This is a genomic window from Pedobacter gandavensis, assembly GCF_032677645.1.
GTDB classification, from domain to species: Bacteria; Bacteroidota; Bacteroidia; order Sphingobacteriales; family Sphingobacteriaceae; genus Pedobacter; species Pedobacter gandavensis_A.
This window is the reverse complement of sequence record NZ_JAVTSB010000011.1, coordinates 63015-82065: the sequence shown is the minus strand read 5'-3', so window position 1 is coordinate 82065 and position 19051 is coordinate 63015. Positions and strand designations below refer to the sequence as shown.

The window sequence follows — 19051 nt, the reverse complement described above, 5'->3', positions numbered from 1 at the left end:
CGGTGTAATTTCAGTCTTGTTAAAAGGCATCTAACTCTTAAATGTACGCAATACATACTCTTATTGTTAATAAGTACAGGAAAAACCATTGGAAAAACAGTTATCTTAGGTTAAAGACATCTTCCCGAGATGCATACCTACAGTGTCACATAAGTTCGTGAAAATATAAAAAAACAAACCATGAAGAGATTCGTATTAATGTTTATTGGAGTCTTGTTTTTTAGTCTCTGCTATGGGCAAAAAACAATTGATACTGAGGAAGCAAAAATTAAACAAACAGTGCTGAGTTTTTTAAACTGGTACAGACTGGAGCAAAGCGCAGACATTTCAAGAAAAATAGATAGCACAAAAGTTTATAAGTCGATTGTAGTTCGAAAGGAAGTAGATACGATGATTAAAGTAAGCATAGCTATGAAAGAAGTCGAACGTTATTTAATGTATTTAAAATCAAGCAACGGCCTTTCTAATACTTTTCTAAATGACTTAAGACAATATTATCAATTGATCGCAAATGATGTTGAATTATGGGAACCATATCCAGCCAAAGATGGGATGTTTGCAATACCTGGCTTAAATTATGACGTTATTTTCGGTTTTGAACCGGAAGATATCCTGGAGCACATTAAAGAAGGTAAATTCAGCAGAATTCACCTTCTAAATGACAAAGCAATGGTGAAATTTGACATCACCAATATCAATCAATATATTTTTACGTTGACTAAGGTTGATGACAAATGGTTAATTGATTATTTCGGACCTGACAGCAGTAATGTTGATAAAATGTAAGTCATTATTTTTCAATAAAGTTCCTTTCTTATTTCAATAAGGCTGTTTTCTAGTTTTTGATGATCAATGCTTTCAGGAAGCGTTGACTGCTCATAGGCAAAATCTATTTGTTGTATAAGTGCTTCAGCCTGTTCAAGCAAGACACTATATTCAAATTTCCCTGATCGGATAGCTAGTAATTCTTCCCGGTTTGATCGGTTTACCTGTAATTCTCCGGTTCTCAAAAGCTCTTCAGTTACCTGAAGGAGCCTGATTGTATGCATCATATTTTTTGCATCATAGTCCTTGCCATGCTGTTTGTTGTCCAAATATCGATCCTCATTTCGCTGATCCACCCAATCCCAATATTCCTTAAATTCTTTGCAGTACATAGAATAGCTTTCTGCATTGAAAAATACATAACCAATTACCTGCGCATCTTTTGGGACAGATGATAGGGAGACATCATTTGAGTTCTCGTTTACGACTATCCCTTTATATGGAGTTTTACTTTCAGCATCATAAAATAGGGCAAACAATCCTTTTACATGAGGAATATTAACCAGCCCACATCTCTCCTGGCTATAGTTCCTTTTCTCCAGCCATGACTTGAGCGCTGCCGAAGTATTGCCTTCCAGCATATAACAGAAATCTAATACAGAAGCCCTTTTTTGAGGCATCGGATTTACAATTTTCTTTTTTAAGCCTTTTGCTTTTCTTACCTGAGTTATTGCGTAACCACCGAAGGTCTCTTTGCAGTTTTTTGACAGGAAAGTCTTTATGTTTAGCCTTTCCATTAAAGGGTGCTTGTACAATATGCAGTCTGCCGGACTAGCGAGCATTTCGAGGATGTTAGGATTGCTCTTACTCAACAGATCCATAAACCGACCTAACTCATAATACACCTCATTATTCCTTTCATCGCTAACTTGAGGAATGTAGCTGAGTCCATAAAATTCTGAGCGTGGCAAATAAAATACACCCTTTAAATCGGTATCTGACTTTGAAGTAGCAAGCCCATAGGCTCGACTTCCGCTTATGCACTCAAAAAGTAGTAATCCTTTATCTTTTATTTCTTTAATTGTCATAAGCTTTGATCATTTTCAAAAAGAAAGTATCCAGTAGACCATAATCGAATTTCGTTTGTTCTATTATTTTAACTGCTTCACTACAAAGTTCAAATTCCCTCTCGATCCAGTTTTTCAAGTCTTCGTCGATTTTTACCGCCAAAGCTTCTACTGTAGTTGTTTTAAATATAACCAGATCCTGAACCATCTCCTGCAAGTTTTGCGGCATTAATTCCAGCAAAGGATCTATTGTCATTGCTGCGATCCCATTTTTTTCCAGGCACCATTTTGCGGCAAGCAGTGGACGCAGCACATAAAATAATTTTTTTATGCTGATCTCATTGTTGTCAGTGATGGTGCTCATCGCGGATTTCCCTATGCCGAGATAATGATTTGTATTTATTCTTTGAGAAAAGAAGTGCTGGCATAATGCCCATAGTTCCGATCTAAAACCTGCTACCTCCGAATAAACAATAGGAGATTGGAGCCATTCAAAAGGCGTGGTGTTTGATTTTGCAGTCAATTGTAAAACCTTTTTCAGGTCCCAGCCATAGATATCAAGCTCATCATTTATTGGAAATCCCAAGTGATCTTGTTTTTCTGCGACCGATAAATAGAAATTCGCTGACCTTATATAGATAAACCGCACATCAAAATCGCTGTCTGGAGAGGGGAACTGCCAGCCCCGGCTTCCGGATTCGCAGGCATAAAGTATCTTGAGTTGATTGTTCGTTTCTATTTCCTGTAGTTGATTAAGTATCCTTGTTTTCATTGTCGTTCTTTTAAAGGAAGACATAGCCTTACCTATTTTACAAATATTTGTTTCAACTGATCAACGATCTGCCCGCTTCCGGACAAGCTGATGGTGTTGATCTTTTCTGCGATCTTTTCTACATATTCCATTTCTTTCAATTTGTAGAGCATCACATTGTCTTCCATTAACTTTGCCGTGTTTAACAAACTTCTGGTAGATGCAGTTTCCTCTCTACGCGTGATTAAATTGGCTTGTGCCCTTTTCTCTGCAATTAAAACCTGGTTCATAATCTCTTTGATATCTCCTGGTAATATGATGTCTTTTACTCCGCAGTCCAGTAATTTCGCGCCTAAACCTTCAGCTTTGCCCGCACAGCTATTCAAGATAGCTTCCGAGATCTTGTGTTTATTTTCCATAAGTTCATCGAAAGTCATTTTTCCAACGACCTCCCTTAAACCCAGTTGGATACTGATATACAATTGCTTGTCAAACTCTTTATTTTCCAATAAAGCTTTCATCAGATCAGTAACCTTGTATTGGGTACTGAAATTGATGCGCAATTGTGCTTTATCTTTGGTCAGTATTTCCTGTCCAATGATTTCCATATTCAATTGACGCATATCCGTCTTTAAAACATGGATTACAGTTCTGTTCTTCCAGAATATGTAATTGCCTGGTTCCATTATTTTTTCACAGTTGCCATCAACTATCAGCAATCCTTTTTCATAATTCTCCACTTTGAAAACCCTGATATGAGCTGATAACTTTGATTTTTCTATGGTATTTTTATCGATATCTGCTGCAATTTCGTAGTTATCCAAATTGGCTGTGACAAATGAATATTTGTTTAAACCTTTCCAGAATGCATATTTTCCTGCAGTCAATACCTGCATGAAATTCTTATTTTGATAAACCAGTACCAACTCATTGTCTGCCACTTCTACGGTAGTTACCAATTCTTCAAAATCTTTGTTCAATAACAAAACGTCTAGTTCTGAGGCAAAAAATGTTTTTGCCATATCGTAAGTCATTACTGATTCTCCAAAACCCAACCAGTGGTTTCCGGTAGTCAATACACGTTTAAATTCTTTTTTTCTGTAAACCAACCCTACAGAGTTGGTATTGATCATTACTCTTTTCATATTTTAATTCTTTAGTTGGTTGCTATAATTATTCATAAGCACATTCAAAAGACATTCATCTGTTTTATACGGAGGGACAAATGATACTCGGTTTCTTTTTAAAGTATTTATCCTATTCTTTAAAGATCTTCTTGCTGCTTTGAGCAGGTTTTGATCTTTCTAATAACTGATAGCTACAGTAAATTCTGCCTTTCTATGTTGTACCTGCAAAGCTTAAATCAAATTGCTTTATGGTATGGAGCGTTATTTCCATAAAGCGGAATGTCTTTCCTGGTGCTTTTTGCAATGGAACATTTGAAAAGTGTTCCTTCTTTCTGAGGACCTAAATCCGGTGCATTACCTTTTTGCTACTCCATACTCTGGAGGCAGGATTCGAACCTGCAATTGGTTTGTTACTCTACCCCTGAGTTATCCTGTTTGACCAGGAGCAGGATTCGAACCTGCGACACACAAATTGGACAATCAGCCATTTTAAACATCAGAATATTACCGCTGAACAGCGCAATACTTTGGAGCCATTAGAGACTCACAACTGTGGATGTTTATCCTTTCGACTATCATTCCCTTTCGGGAATATCTTAATGTACTTTCGTACGTCTTATTTTTTCAAAGAACCTGTCGTATTGTTGACATTACAAAGATGCCTGAGCCACTACGCAACACAATTGCGTAATAAAAAACAATTCTCAATATTTACATATCAAACTGTAAATCAAGGTGATAATTTTACATTATTCTCATTCCAGTAATTTTTCTATTTCAATTACGCAATCCCATTGCGCAGTAGTTCTCATTTCATACCTTTATAAGGTGCCGATAATGATTTTTTAACCCCTAAATATGTTATGTCAGTAAATAAACTTGCTTTGATTCGATATAAAACCATTGATGAATGCCTGAAAAACAGGTTTAGAAAATGGACACTGGATGATATTATCGAAAAGGTCGCTTCCAGACTATTTGAATATGAAGGAATAACATCTGGCGTAAGCAAGCGTACTGTTCAGGCCGACATTCAATTAATGCGCAGTGATAAGTTGGGATACAATGCCCCAATTGTCGTATCTGACAGAAAATTCTATAGTTATGGCGATTTAGCTTACAGCATTACCAATGCTCCTATCAATTCCGGTGATGTGGAGAAAATGAAAGAAATTGTTGGTGTGCTCAAACAGTTCAATGGCTTTAATTATTTTGATGAGATGAGCGATATGATTGCCCGGTTGGAAAACAACCTTAATAAATCCACGAATCCCAGCAAAAACTACATTCAATTTGAAAGTAATAAACAGCTACGGGGATTGGAATATATCAACCCACTTTATCAGGCTATTCTTCAGCAAAAATCACTGTTGATTGGTTACCGGTCTTTTAAAGCATTACAAGCCAGTCAGGATATTTATTTCCCTTATCTTTTAAAAGAATACAGAAATAGATGGTTTGTTATTGTAAAGAAAAGGAAGGGTGCGCAATTGCTTACCCTCGCTCTTGATCGGATCATCGAATTTCAGGAACTCCCAAATGAACCCTATGTTGAATATAAAGGTGTAGATTTTGACCGTTATTTTGAAGACCTTCTTGGGGTAACCAAATCCGAAAAAGATCGGCCGCATAAAGTCGTCTTAAAAATAAATAAACAAAATGCGCCCTACATCCTAACGAAGCCCTTACATCATAGTCAGCAATTGTTGGAAGAGGATTCTGATGGTTTGACCTTTAGAATTGATGTGGTCTTAAACTTTGAGCTGGAAAGAGAAATCCTTGGCTTTGGTGAATGCCTGAAAGTTTTGGCACCTCGAAACCTGGCTTCCAGAATTAAAAAAAGGCTTATTCAATCTGCCCAACAATATGAAACAGAAGAGTCGATACCTTAGAGTAAGGTATGGTTGATTAAATCACATCAGTATAAATTTCCAGGGGGTAAATTTAACTAAACTTTTATTGCGCTGAAGCGTTTGTTTAATACCTGATGAATTTCCCTCAGATGTAAACAAGTGACTGATGTGTTTTTCCGTTGCAGCAAGTTTTACAGCAGGTGCCGGCCTGCTATTGGTAGGCGGTATTGCCTTGATTAAGGCTAAAACTACTCCACAATACGTACTGGCCTGCATTCCGATCCTTTTTGCGCTGCAACAGGTGATGGAGGGTCTGTTGTGGCTGGCACTTTCTCATGCAGCTTATGCCCGGTGGACTGACCTCGCAATGTACCTCTTTCTGGCATTTGCCCAGACCGTCTGGCCCATATTGGTTCCCTTATCGATGTTGTTGTTTGAGAAAGATCCCCTGAGGAAGAAAATTTTAACCGGCTTATTAGGAACAGGTATACTGGCAGCTCTATACCTTGGCTATTCGCTATTGAATTTTAATGCCTCGGCTAGAATAGAGGAACACCATATCAGATATTCGCTGCAATTCCCTTTCCAGAGCAAACTGCTCAGAGGTATCCCTTATATGCTGGCAACGGCCATTTCCCCATTTGTTTCCAGTAACAAATGGCTCAGAATTTTGGGCTGGGCGCTTGTGCTTTCCTATGTATTTACAGCAATCGTCTATACAAACTATCTCACTTCTGTATGGTGCTTTTTCGGGTCGATATTGAGCATGCTGATCCTTTTCATTATCATAAAACTGAACAGGGAAAATTATAATTCATCTCTTTGCCAGGCGTAATACCAGAAAGAGAGGTAAATCTGGATAATTTAACTCAGAACCCCCAATAAAAATACATTTGTTCTTTTACCGGCGGTTATCATGCTGCCGTTTTTTTTTATCCGGACAACCCACATAAGCTTCTGTATCAAATAATTTTAGACCTTAGCAGGACAGTAAAGGTTGCTAATTCCCTTTTAGGGATTTATTATTGTCATCAAACACCTAAATTTAACCGAATGAACCTCTTTTTTAAGCATTTATCTTTTCCGTTCCTCCCGCTACTCCTGATCTGGTCCGCTACCGGTCTGGCGAAAGATCCTTTGGTACTAAAACCTGCCGCCCTGCAATGTGAATATCTCAACAATCCAATAGGAATTGACGCTGTGAAACCGCGTTTATCCTGGTTAATGATCGATAACCGTCAGGATGCGAGGCAAACTGCTTATCGGATTATTGTTGGAAAAGATTCATTGGAAGTCAGTAAAAGAAAAGGAAAATCATGGGATTCCGGGAAGTTAAATTCCGAAGCGCGCTTAGTTAATTATGGCGGCCAACCTCTGGAAGCTTTCAGCAAATATTTCTGGACCGTAGTACTTTGGGACAAAAATGGAAAGCCAGCGGCTCCGGGCCCGGTTAGCAGTTTTGAAACGGGTATGATGAATACGCCATGGCAAGGTGCCTGGATCAGTGATGGGAACGATATTAATAAGCGTCCTGCCCCCTGGTTCAGAAAAGCATTCGAATCTTCAAAACAAGTTAAATCTGCAAGGGCCTATATTGCGGTGGCGGGATTATATGAGTTATACCTGAATGGAAAAAAGGTAGGGAACCACCGGTTGGACCCCATGTTTACCCGTTATGACAAAAGAAACTTATATGTTTCCTATGATGTAACAGCCCAGCTTCAAAAAGGTAGTAATGCCATTGGTGTGCTTTTGGGCAATGGCTGGTACAACCACCAGGCATTGGCGGTATGGAATTTTGATAAGGCCATATGGAGGGCAAGACCTGCTTTTTGTATGAACCTCCGGGTTACTTATACCGACGGAACAACGGCGGTAATTAGTTCAGGCGAGGACTGGAAAACGAGCTCCAGCCCTATTGTGCTGAATAATATTTATACGGCGGAACATTATGATTTCCGCCAGGAACAACCTGGATGGAATACCGCAGATTTTGACGACCGTAAATGGGAAGCTGTTGTGCTCAGAAAAGCGCCTTCAGAACTGGTGGTTAGTCAGGCCATGCAACCTATCCGGAATGTGAAAGAAATTCCGGTTAAATCCATGAAAAAGTTCGACGATACGACCTATGTTTTTGACCTTGGTCAGAATATATCCGGGGTAACAAAAATCAGGGTAAAAGGAGAAGCAGGTACCATCATCCGTTTAAAACACGGGGAACGCCTGTATGCGAATGGTAGAGTTGACCTTTCCAATATTGATGTTTACTACCGACCTCAAGATACTTCCGACCCTTTTCAAACTGATATCATTACCTTATCAGGAAAGGGAGAAGTTGAATTTATGCCAAGGTTCAACTATAAAGGCTTTCAATATATTGAAGTGACCAGCAGTAAGCCAATTCAGCTCAGCAAGGAAAGTATCACCGGCTACTTTATGCACAGCGATGTGGCACCAAAAGGCAGCATCAGCTCCTCTAACCCATTAATAGACAGGTTATGGTGGGCAACCAACAATTCTTATTTATCTAACCTGATGGGCTATCCTACGGATTGTCCACAAAGGGAAAAAAATGGCTGGACCGGTGACGGACATTTTGCGATAGAAACCGGACTGTTTAATTTTGACGGGATCACGGTTTATGAGAAATGGCTGGCAGACCATAGAGATGAGCAAAAGCCGGATGGTGTACTTCCGGATATCATTCCTACCTCAGGATGGGGATATGGAACTGCGAATGGCACCGACTGGACCAGTACCATTGCGATCATTCCATGGAACATTTACCTTTTTTACGGAGATAGTCAACTGCTGGCCGATAGCTACAACAGCATGAAAAAATATGTGGATTACCTGACTCAAATCAGTCCGGCGGGACTCACTACCTTTGGTCGTGGAGATTGGGTGCCTGTAAAATCGACCTCCAATCTGGAATACACTTCCTCTACCTATTACTTTGTGGATGCAACTATTCTTGCAAAAGCAGCCAAACTACTGCACAAACAAAAGGATTTCGAATACTACAGTAAACTTGCCGACAAGATCAAAACTGCGGTAAACAACAAATATTTTAACGCTGAAACTGGAATTTATGCTTCCGGAGTGCAAACAGAATTGAGCATGGCCTTACAGTGGGACCTGGTGCCGGAAGGGCTAAAAGCTAAGGTTGCGGAGAATCTGGCCAGAAGAGTTGCCGCAGATGGTATGCACCTGGATGTTGGGGTGCTTGGTGCCAAAGCAATATTAAACGCCCTTAGTGATCATGGACAAGCAGAAACTGCGTATAAGTTGGCGGCTCAGGACACCTACCCTTCCTGGGGATGGTGGATTGTAAACGGAGCCACTACCCTTTATGAAAACTGGGATATCAAAGCAGAAAGAGACATCTCTTTAAACCACATGATGTTCGGCGAAATAGGTGGCTGGTTCTTTAAAGGATTGGGTGGTATCCATCCTGATGAAGCCTATCCAGGATTTAAGCGGGTACAGTTACGCCCCAATTTTGTATCCGGGCTTGACCATTTCAAAGCGGAACATGAAGGCCCTTATGGCAAAATCATTTCCAGCTGGAAAAGATCCGGGAATAAAGTGATTTACTCCGTTACCATTCCGGCAAATTCAGATGCCGTCATTAATTTCCCGGTAGCAGGTGGTAAAAAAGTATACCGCAACGGTCAGGTGATCGCCTCGAAGATCAGGCTAAATGCAGGTGTATATCAATTTGAAATCGCCTAGCGATTGAAAAAAGGCCTTAAAAGAAGGGGAAATCATCCCCTTCTTTTCCGATAAATGGATTCTTATTTCTCCCTGATCACATTTTCAGCATAGCGTCTTTAAATAATCCTCATTGAAAAATTCTGCAACAATTAAGCGTTTGTGACTCTAAGGTAATATTTGATAGATTGCGGAATAAAACTATATTTATCAAAAAAACCTTTACTAGTTATCATCCAATGGGATTATTCAGCAAATTATTAGGCGAGTTTATAGATGTTATTGAGTGGGTAGACCAGAGTCAGGATACCTTAGTTTGGAAATTTCCGCGTCAGGACAACGCGATAAAAATGGGCGCAAAGCTTACCGTGCGTGAATCGCAGGTAGCCATTTTTATGAATGAAGGTCGGATAGCGGACATATTTACTCCCGGTATGTATGAGCTCAGTACACAGAATATCCCGATTTTGACTACGCTGATGAGTTGGAAATATGGCTTCAACAGTCCCTTTCAGGCAGATGTGTATTTTGTGAGTATGCGTCTTTTTCTAAATCAAAAGTGGGGCACTAAAAACCCTGTGATGATACGTGACGCGGAATTCGGCCCTGTTCGTCTACGTGCATTTGGTACATTCAGTTTTAAAGTACAAGATCCCAAAGTATTTCTGAGTCAAATCACTGCAACCAATCCTGATTTTAGTCTGGAAAACATTAATGAGCAACTGCGTGATACGGTAGTCTCCCGTGCTATGGATACCGTAGCCGAGTCTAAAATACCGGTACTTGATCTTGCGGCCAATTACAATGAAATGGGTCTGTTGATTACGCAAAATATACAACCTGATTTTGCAGAACTCGGACTTCAACTCAGCAAATTATTTGTTGAGAATGTATCCTTACCTGCTGAAGTGGAGCAGGCGCTCGATAAGCGCAGTCAAATGGGCATCATAGGAAACCTGGGTGCTTATGCTCAGTTTCAGGCCGCAAATGCCATCGAAAAATCTGCGGAAAACACCATTGGAGGCAACCTTGGTGCAGCAGGTATGGGCCTTGGTGTTGGTGCAGCGATGATGGGTCAGGTGGGCAATATATTTCAGCAAAATCAGTTTAATCCCAATGAAAAAGCTACAGATACACCACCATCGCTAAACATAGTAGAGTATCATTTCGCAAAGGATGGAAAGCCTGATGGACCTCACAGCCTTGCAACTATAAAAACCTTAATTGATTCTAAGGTGATCAGTAAAGAAACTCAGGTTTGGAAAAAGGGAATGGCCGCATGGGCTCCGGCAGTGTCGTTGACTGAGTTATTTGACCATGAACCCCCTCCACTAGCTTAATTTCATGAACAACACGATACAACCCAGTGTCCTTAATCTTTCTCTAAAATGTAATGGCTGTGGCGCATTACTATATTTTACACCTGGTAGTAAAAACCTCAAATGTGATCATTGCGGTCAGAGTAATGCTATAGAAACTAATCAATCGTATACAACCATCAAATCTTTTGATTATGAACTCTTTATAGACCGCATCAATCAACACAAAATAACTGACGACAAGAAAGTAGTGAACTGTAGTAATTGCGGTTCACAAACTGTTCTCAGCTCTTTTACCAGCTCAGATAAATGCTCGTTTTGCACAGCCCCACTGGTGTTAAGTCCACAAGCCGGGCAGCAATATCTACCGCCACATTACATTTTACCCTTCGAAATTAACCAGCAACAAGCTATTCTGTACTTCCAAAAATGGCTCAAAGGGCTTTGGTGGGCACCAAATGATCTGGCAAAAAAAGTAAGCGCCAGTGCTTCGAACCTTCAGGGAATTTACTTACCGCACTGGACTTATGATACGGACACCATCACCGGTTATGATGGAAGACGTGGTGATTATTATTACACCACAGAAGAGTATACGGTAACTGAAAATAACAAAACGGAAACCAGAACAAGGCAAGTGCGCCATACCCGATGGTCAGCGGTATCGGGCAAGGTAGATTGCAAGTTTCGCGATCTGATTGTATCTGCGAGTAACTCTCTTCCTACTGAAACCTTAAAGGATCTGGCTCCCTGGAATTTTAAACTGTTGGTTAAGTTCGACGAACGCTATATGAGCGGTTTCCGCTCTGAAACCTATCAGACCGATCCTCAACAAGGCTTGTTGATGGCTTTTAAACAGACCCAAGACAAAATTAGATCTGAAATAGAACATGATATTGGCGGAGACGAGCAGGAAGTTGGCAATACCACAACGGAGTACCTCAACAAGGCTATAAAATACATCATGCTGCCGGTATGGGTCAGTGCTTATGATTACCATAATAAAATCTACCAGTTTACAGTGAATGCCAGTACTGGTGAAGTTATTGGAAAGCGCCCTTTAAGCTGGATCAAGATTGTTCTTTTTGTATTCATGATATTGATTTTAATCACTATTGTGGTGGCATGTATTTAATAAAAGTTGTTACCTTAATTAGCCTTAACAATTAGTTTATGAAATCCTTATTACCCCTGTTTGTCTGCCTGTTCCTTCTCAAAATCGCCTCCGCACAAAATCAAAGCAAAGATCTGCGATATAAGAAATATGCAGGCCAGTATGGCGGCACCTCAGGTATCAGCCTGTTTGAGGATGGAACATTTTTACTATACGGTTATGCCACAGGGGTATTTGGCAAGTATGGATTTGAAAAGGATTACCTGCTCTTCTATCCGGATCAGCCGGAATTATTCGAGGTGTTTGCCCATCAAAACCCCGCTTTAAAAGACAGTACCAGAATAAATTTCGCCGGCTTTGAAAGAGGCAGTAAAACCTTCGCTCAGTTTGACCAGGACAGCATTAGGAAGGTGTTTAATGATGATGTGAATTGCATCAATGCACCATTTGTTTACCAGAAAGCTGGTCAGACCAAAACGATCATTTTATCCAGATTACCGGAAGAATCTGCAAAACCAAATGCAGCTATTGAAGGATCCTGGCATTATCAAAATACTTCCGGGTACAATGATTTTATCCTGATTCACCATGCGCCAAAGCGCGAGTACGAAAACTTTTCCGCCATGATCACTCCAGCAGCTATAATCACTCCTGCCAAAGCCGGTGATGTGATTAAGCTTTCTAATTACGGCGGAAATAAAGGTTATACTAAACAAAACCCAGCCGGAGAAGAACAAGCCGGGTGGAAAGAGATGCTGGAATGGAAAAACCAATATGATCAATCAAAAGGAGTAAATAAGAACCTGATTTATGCCAATAAACATTACAATATATTCCCTGAACCGGATGCTGCTACCTATCAGTATGACTCTAAATCCAATCAATACACTGACAGTTCAGATCAGGAGAATAATGCTTATCACCAGCAAAACCAGTACAACGACCCCAGATATCTGCGTAAATACATCAAAATCCAACCAGCAAGCAAGGGCAAATTCAGCGAGAGTAATTTAGCCCAAAAAAGCATCTTCTTCAGCGTGTGTGGCGAGGGCTCTGAGCGATCCTATCATTATCAAGGTTTTGAAAAGCAAGAGGAAACAGCTCCAGATCATTAAACTAAGACTAACCTTTTAAGATTTTATCTGGTTAGTAAGATCTCTTATTAAGGTTACTTTTTCTTTTGGAATTTTAGTGATACTTAGCCATTTAAAAAACAAGCCATAGCCCCATCCTGAAATGGATTTCTTATTTTCCCTGATAAAACTCAGCAATTCAGGTTTGCTTTTACGATCAAAAGAATTGTGACCAATTTCTGCTGAAGCTTTTAAATAGCGGAGCAAAGTGAGGTATCGAACTGACTTGAATTCCTTTTCCAGGTCAGTAGAATATTTTATTGCCCGGGTAAATTCTTCTTTAATGATCAATAATTCCAGCAAGGCTAATTGCTCCATCTCCGCAGATCTCTTGTTCTTTCTTAAATAAGCAATCTGGTTCTGGTAGTTTTCAATTCCTTTCTCCAATGCCATGTTGGCTTCATTTGATTTGCCAATAGTTTTATACAAAACACCCACTTCTCCCCAGCTGCCATCAAACTTTTCAGCTAAGGTCAGATAATCATTTATTCCACTTATCGTATCTCCAAGTTTAAGATAGCTTTCTGCCCGGAATGTGAAATCAGGCGTTATAAAGTTCATTATTTTAACGGATCCAGCTGTGTCTATTTTAATTGCCTTACTTAAATAGTCAATTGCTTTTTTATAGTTTCCGATCTGATAATTTGCTTCGCCCAGGTTATTCAAGGATATTTTAGTCATTGCCAGACTATCATTGATATTAATGGCGGTAGTAGCCAATTCTACAGCATATTTAAACTCATTTCGATAATAGTGATTGTTACTTTTTTTGACCAGGGCAAGCACCATAGAGTCTGTTCTAAGTAAATCCTGATCCGATAGGATACCCAGGTCGATAAACCATAAAGCTTTTTCATATCGATTCCCGGAATTCTGGTTTAAGTCCTTTGGCGAATTTTTTAGCTGATTTCTATTCAGATTGATTTTTGACAAATAAGCTGCCTGAAGAATTCCGTGGGGAATTTCTTCGATTTGATTGCTGCTAAGATCCAGCGATCCAACATAGAAGTTTTCCCATCCTTTGACAGGCAGAAATGAGATCCCACAATTTTCTAAAGAAAGAGAATAGCCTTTTGAAGGTATCGTAAATAACCCTTTCATTAATTGTTGTGCATTGATTTGGCTGTTATTGTCCAAAATAAGGTTTTTAAGAGAAGTCCATTTACTCAGGTCTTCCGGGAAATTCTTTAAATGATTTACCGTTATATTTTTAACTGGATATGGGTCATCTTTTCTATAAATCCCTCTTATTGAATTATACCGTTTAAAATCGCTGATTTTTCCTGCATTCAGGCGCAGCTCCTCCAGGGATGACAGGCTCGCAATTTGCTCAGGAAGGCTATCCAGATCATTGAAGCTTAGGTTAATTTTCTTTAGGGCATGAAGTCTCCCTATACTGACAGGAATATGCCTGATGTTATTAAAATCTAAAGACAATTCTTCCAGGCCATTCATGCTTCCTATTTCTTCTGGCAAGGTAGTAAGTTGATTATTGGAAAGGTTGAGTGTCTTTAACGTTTTGACAGCCGTCAGGGATTCCGGGATTTTTTTAAGGAAATTATCATTCAGGTTGAGGACTTTCAGTTTTTTTAACTGGCCAATATTGGATGGTAATGTCTTCAAATTACCGTACTGAAGCTCAAGCATTTCTAAAATGCTTAAGCTCCCTATGCTTTCAGTTAGTTCCGCTATTGGATTAGCACTGAGGTTTAACGTTTTCAGACTTTTCAAACCGCCAAAATCCGCAGGTAATGCGCTAATCAGGTTTCCTGATAAATCTAAATGCTTAAGCTGTTTCAAATCTGAAAAATTATCAGGCAAAATCATCAGGGAATCGTAGCGCAATATCAGGGTTTTCAGTTTTCTTAGTTTAAGAATACTGTTTGGCATGACTTTCATACCGGTCGAACTCAGATCAAGGCGAATTAGTTCCTTAGGAAATGTGGATTGATTCAAAAACAGCTTTGAATTTGAAAGTTCTAATGACCGTAGTTTGCTGAGGTCTTTTAGATTAAAGTTCAGCTGTAAGCTGTCATTTCTACCTTCAATACTTAATTCTCTTAACTGCTTTAGCTTAGCAAAGTCCTGATCAAGGGACCGGATACTTGAGCCGCGAATTAGGATAGATCTTAAGTTTTTCTGATTAGTCAGAAAGTTCACAAGGCTTTTGTTGGCCTTAAAATCTACACTGTGTAGTTCGATTTTTTCTAGCTTTTCAAAGTTCAATGTGCTGAGATCTCCATCATTTTCATAAAGATAAGAGAGGGATAGATTTTTTAACAAGGGCAATTTCTGCAATTTACTCAGGACATCGAAATAGTTTAGATATTGGGCCCCTTTAAAGTTAAATTTCGCCATCTCTAAGGAGATAGATTCGAGATTTGGAAGCGTTGTAATCCATTCTGGAAAAGCCACAACATTTGAACTTTGTAAGGAAAGTCCTATTAATTGGCTCAGAGACTTGAAAGTATCCGGAATAGGTTGCTGAAAGTTCTGAAAAAACAAATATTGAAGGTTAGGTAATTCTTTAAGGACCCTAATCCCATCCAGATAATCAATTTTCCATTCCCCACTAAACTTTAGACCTATAATATTTTTATAGGTTCCGATGATTTTAGGTAATTTAATTTCAGTAGTCTGTATTTTAGCGCCGTATCTCCCTCCCAAAATCAAATATTTCATCGAAGGGAATTTAGACAACAATTCAACTTCCTGATCGAGTTCAACTTGATTGCTAAATCGCAATTCAACAAGTTCAATTTTATTTAACTGCTTCAGCTTTTCGGCAGTAATACTTTTGAGATCTTCATATTCAATAGAAATACCAGTCACAGAATCCGGAAGCGTTATGATAAACCGGGGAATAGGCAAATTGCCGGGGAAACTCATTTTTCCAGCTATCTCCTTTAAATCCTGAGCAAAAAGAGGAACTGAAAAGACAAACACAAAAAACAAGCTTAAGGAGAGCGATTTCATAAACATTAACAGCTTTTTTAGCGAAGCCTAAGCTAAACATAGAAACAATATTCCATAAACCACTACATTTCATAACTTTAAGCTTTAGATCGCAGGAAATCCCGGGACTAAACATCATGGAAGAGAAAAATGGTTGATCAACTTCATCAGTATTATCTGGATAAAAAAGAGCCAAACAAGAGCTGTTTGCTTGCCATGCGAGACATTATTCTGAATCAGGATCCAAACATCAGAGAAACGCGGAAGTACGGAATGCCCTGCTTCTGCTATTATAAAAAAATGTTTTGCTATTTGTGGACAGATAAAAAGACAGACGAACCCTATATGCTCATGGTAGAAGGGAAATATCTTGACGAACCCGAACTGGAAGAAGGCAATCGCACAAGAATGAAGATCTTCAGAGTCAATCCCAATAAAGATTTACCCCTGAAAACAATGGAGCGTATTTTAAAAAAAGCTTTAGACTTGTATCGGGACGGAATAATAAAAACCTAAAATATCTTACATAAATTCAGATTACACCAGAGGAGTACAGAACGTGTACAAGTGTTTGGAATTTCAAAAATTAAATGGTTAAATTTAAGGGAAAGGTTTTTATTTATTTTCTTGAAAAATCATAAACTATGGGATTTTTGCCGAAAGTAGTATCATTTATAGTTCCAGCCAGACTTAAGGGTCCAACAAAAAGGTTACTCCAACAGTTACTTCATTCGGGTTTAGCAAAGGTATCCGGAGGTCAGGAAGAGGCTTTATTATGGTCTAATGCACAGGCTAAATTAACCCCTTATAGGATGATACAGGGATATTTACATGGCACTTTCCCTATGCCTAAAGTAGATAATAACCAGATATTTATCTGGTACGATCCCGATCCCCGTGCAATCATACCCGTTGCTGATTTTAAAATCAGGAATGATTTATTACGTTGCTTAAAAAAAGAAAAGCTCCAGGAGTTAGACAAACGATTTGAGATCAAGGTGAATACTAATTTTGAACAAACCATCATCAATTGCTCAAAACCAAGGGGGATAAAAACTTCTACCTGGATATCCGCTGAATACACCCGGATGATGTTAGAACTTCATCAAATGGGGATAGCCCATAGTTTTGAAACCTATCAGAATGGGGAGCTTGTAGGTGGTGTTGTAGGTGTTGCTTTAAATGGTTATTTTATCACTTTAAGCCTCTTTAGAACTGTTGATAACGCTAGTAAAGTTGCTTTTTGTTATTTATTAACCAGACTTAAAGAAGATGGATTTAAGCTACATCTTACCGGAGATTCGGATAGCTGGTTTGCACAGTTTGGGGCGGTAAATATCACCCGAAAAGATTTTAGACAAGAGCTAATACCTGCGATTACAGCCCCTGTCACCTTTACTTCCCTAGTGCCGGAACTCAGCATATAGTTCCGGGTTGCCCATCCTTTAGCTCCTGATTTCTACACGGTTTACCAATGGGGATCCCGCCTGAAAAGCATCGATATTATCAAAAGTCACTTTCGCAATTTCGGTCATGGCTTCCTGGGTTAAAAACCCCTGGTGGCCGGTGACCAACACATTTGGAAAAGAGATTAACTGACTCAGTTGTTCATCCTGAATGATCAGTTCAGAAAAATCATGAAAAAAGAATTCCGACTCCTGTTCATAGACATCAAGTCCCAATGAACCAATAATACCGGATTTTAAAGCCGCAATAACGACTTTGGTGTCAATCAATCCTCCCCTGCTGGTATTGATCAGCATCACACCTGGCTTAATGCCTTTAAGGCTGTGTTCATTAATCAGATATTGCGTATCTATGGAAAGCGGACAATGTAAGGAGATGATATCAACATCATTCAGTGTATCTTCCAGAGCGCCATATTCCACCCCTAATTCCTGCATCTCCGCAGATGGGAATGGATCATAAGCTTTGATCTGACAACCAAAACCCTTCAATATTCTACAAAAGGCTTTTCCAATATTACCTGTTCCAATAACCGCTACCTTACGCGCATTTAAATTCACACCCATTAGCTTTTCGAGGGAGAAATTCCCTTCTCTAACTCGATTATATGCTTTATGTGTTTTGCGGTTAAGCGTTAAAATCAAGGCCATCGCATGTTCAGCCACAGCCTCCGGAGAATAAGCCGGAACACGTAGCACCGGAATCTCCAATTGATCTGCATACCGGACATCCACATTGTTAAAGCCTGCACAGCGCAATACGACTAACTTAAGGCCAGATTGATGTAATATATCAAGCACCTGCTTGTTTAGGATATCATTAACGAATATACAGATCGCTTCAAATCCTGCCGCCAGGACAGCAGATTCTTCGGAAAGTGCGACTTTAAAAAATGTGATCTGATGGCCGGAGTTATGTTGACTCAAAAAATCTTCATCATACTGGCACGTACTAAAAACTGCAATTTTCATAAAACTGGATTTGTTATTGTAATCCCCCGACGTTTTCATAGCCCGGTTGGATAAGGTAGCTAATATTTCAGTTTTTTATATACTAACCATTAACAATTCCTTGTAGTTTCACAAGATCAGTTATGAAAATTTTCCTCCCTGTTAAAGTGAGTACACCTTGTTTAGCGAATTCGTTTAAAACCTTGAACAGCGTTTCATAAGTGGTCCCAGCATAAGAAGAAATGTCCTGTCTACTGATTTCTACATCAATAAAGCCTTGTTCATCTACTCCAAACTGCTGGTGAAGGGAAATAAATGCCTGTGCAATGCGAGCTTTAACCGGCATATGGGCTAAATCCCGCATGCTTCTATGGGAATCATCCAGTTCATTTGCCAAAAACCGGATCAGCATATAAGCCAGCTCTGCATTTACCTTTAAGGTCGCTTCGAAAAAGGCCATATCCAGGTAACAAACCACAGCTGGTTCGAGTGCTGTTGCCGACACCGGATACAGCAGTTTTTTTCCCAGTCCCATGTGCCCGATGATATCTGCCGATCTGGCAAAACGAATAATCAGCTCCTTGTCTTTATCCCATCTTTTATGGATTTTAAAACTACCCTTCTGTACAAAAAAAATCCCATCAACAGCCTCCCCCTCTTTAAAGAGCTGCTCTCCTTTTTTTACTTCAAAATTCCTTTTATGCACGGCCAGAGCCGGAAGCCATTCAGGCAAACAGAGTTTGCATAAGAAACACGTTTTAAGATCACAAGCATTAGCGCATTCCTTCATTCTTCAAATATGCAATTTTTATACTAAAATTTGAATCAACAGATTA

15 protein-coding genes are annotated in these 19051 nt (G+C 39.4%); 9 read left to right on the top strand and 6 right to left on the bottom strand.

Going from position 1 to position 19051, the window contains the following annotated elements; genetic code table 11:
- The first annotated feature begins 180 nt into the window (after positions 1 to 180).
- Positions 181 to 786 (top strand): hypothetical protein, encoded by a 606-nt coding sequence (locus tag R2Q66_RS18205; RefSeq protein ID WP_316751666.1) that lies wholly within the window; start codon positions 181 to 183, stop codon positions 784 to 786.
- Positions 787 to 797: 11 nt separating this feature from the next.
- Here R2Q66_RS18205 and R2Q66_RS18200 read toward each other — a convergent pair whose 3' ends face one another.
- Genes R2Q66_RS18200 through R2Q66_RS18190 form a run of 3 tightly spaced genes read right to left on the bottom strand, consistent with a single transcriptional unit; the run spans position 798 to position 3728 of the window.
- Positions 798 to 1853 (bottom strand): DNA polymerase beta superfamily protein, encoded by a 1056-nt coding sequence (locus R2Q66_RS18200; RefSeq protein WP_316751664.1) that lies wholly within the window; start codon positions 1851 to 1853, stop codon positions 798 to 800.
- Entirely contained in the window at positions 1843 to 2628 is a 786-nt protein-coding gene (locus R2Q66_RS18195; protein ID WP_316751662.1) for a nucleotidyltransferase domain-containing protein, read from the bottom strand. The genes R2Q66_RS18200 and R2Q66_RS18195 overlap by 11 nt, the downstream gene beginning before the upstream one ends.
- A gap of 8 nt (positions 2629 to 2636) precedes the next feature.
- Positions 2637 to 3728 carry a slipin family protein gene (locus R2Q66_RS18190; protein ID WP_316751661.1) on the bottom strand — a complete coding sequence of 364 codons (1092 nt, stop codon included), beginning with the start codon at positions 3726 to 3728 and terminating at the stop codon, positions 2637 to 2639.
- Positions 3729 to 4573: 845 nt separating this feature from the next.
- Between R2Q66_RS18190 and R2Q66_RS18185 the strand changes: the two genes are divergently transcribed.
- The 6 genes from R2Q66_RS18185 to R2Q66_RS18160 all read left to right on the top strand — a co-directional run bounded on the left by R2Q66_RS18185 (position 4574) and on the right by R2Q66_RS18160 (position 12825).
- Positions 4574 to 5602: a WYL domain-containing protein gene (locus R2Q66_RS18185; protein ID WP_316751659.1), complete on the top strand. Its 1029-nt coding sequence runs from the start codon at positions 4574 to 4576 to the stop codon at positions 5600 to 5602.
- Positions 5603 to 5729: 127 nt separating this feature from the next.
- Positions 5730 to 6398: a DUF6629 family protein gene (locus R2Q66_RS18180; RefSeq protein WP_316751656.1), complete on the top strand. Its 669-nt coding sequence runs from the start codon at positions 5730 to 5732 to the stop codon at positions 6396 to 6398.
- Between the two features lie 218 nt (positions 6399 to 6616).
- Entirely contained in the window at positions 6617 to 9298 is a 2682-nt protein-coding gene (locus R2Q66_RS18175) for an alpha-L-rhamnosidase (protein ID WP_316751654.1), read from the top strand.
- Positions 9299 to 9516: 218 nt separating this feature from the next.
- Positions 9517 to 10617: an SPFH domain-containing protein gene (locus tag R2Q66_RS18170; protein ID WP_316751652.1), complete on the top strand. Its 1101-nt coding sequence runs from the start codon at positions 9517 to 9519 to the stop codon at positions 10615 to 10617.
- Between the two features lie 4 nt (positions 10618 to 10621).
- Complete coding sequence (locus R2Q66_RS18165) at positions 10622 to 11731, top strand: zinc finger domain-containing protein (RefSeq protein ID WP_316751650.1); 1110 nt, start codon at positions 10622 to 10624, stop codon at positions 11729 to 11731.
- A 38-nt stretch (positions 11732 to 11769) separates the two neighbouring features.
- On the top strand, positions 11770 to 12825 hold the full coding sequence (locus R2Q66_RS18160; RefSeq protein ID WP_316751648.1) for a preprotein translocase subunit SecD: 1056 nt from the start codon (positions 11770 to 11772) through the stop codon (positions 12823 to 12825).
- Between the two features lie 15 nt (positions 12826 to 12840).
- Here R2Q66_RS18160 and R2Q66_RS18155 read toward each other — a convergent pair whose 3' ends face one another.
- A complete protein-coding gene (locus R2Q66_RS18155; protein WP_316751646.1) occupies positions 12841 to 15825 on the bottom strand; it encodes a leucine-rich repeat domain-containing protein in 2985 nt (994 codons plus the stop codon).
- 123 nt (positions 15826 to 15948) lie between these two features.
- Here R2Q66_RS18155 and R2Q66_RS18150 point away from each other — a divergent pair, with 123 nt between their 5' ends.
- Positions 15949 to 16314: a DUF1801 domain-containing protein gene (locus R2Q66_RS18150; RefSeq protein WP_316751643.1), complete on the top strand. Its 366-nt coding sequence runs from the start codon at positions 15949 to 15951 to the stop codon at positions 16312 to 16314.
- A 128-nt stretch (positions 16315 to 16442) separates the two neighbouring features.
- Positions 16443 to 17225: a leucyl/phenylalanyl-tRNA--protein transferase gene (locus tag R2Q66_RS18145; protein ID WP_316751641.1), complete on the top strand. Its 783-nt coding sequence runs from the start codon at positions 16443 to 16445 to the stop codon at positions 17223 to 17225.
- Positions 17226 to 17243: 18 nt separating this feature from the next.
- Here R2Q66_RS18145 and R2Q66_RS18140 read toward each other — a convergent pair whose 3' ends face one another.
- Positions 17244 to 18236, bottom strand: coding sequence for a 2-hydroxyacid dehydrogenase (locus R2Q66_RS18140; RefSeq protein WP_316751639.1), 993 nt, complete (start codon positions 18234 to 18236; stop codon positions 17244 to 17246).
- A gap of 82 nt (positions 18237 to 18318) precedes the next feature.
- Positions 18319 to 18948 carry a Crp/Fnr family transcriptional regulator gene (locus R2Q66_RS18135; protein ID WP_316751637.1) on the bottom strand — a complete coding sequence of 210 codons (630 nt, stop codon included), beginning with the start codon at positions 18946 to 18948 and terminating at the stop codon, positions 18319 to 18321.
- Positions 18949 to 19051 lie beyond the last annotated feature (103 nt).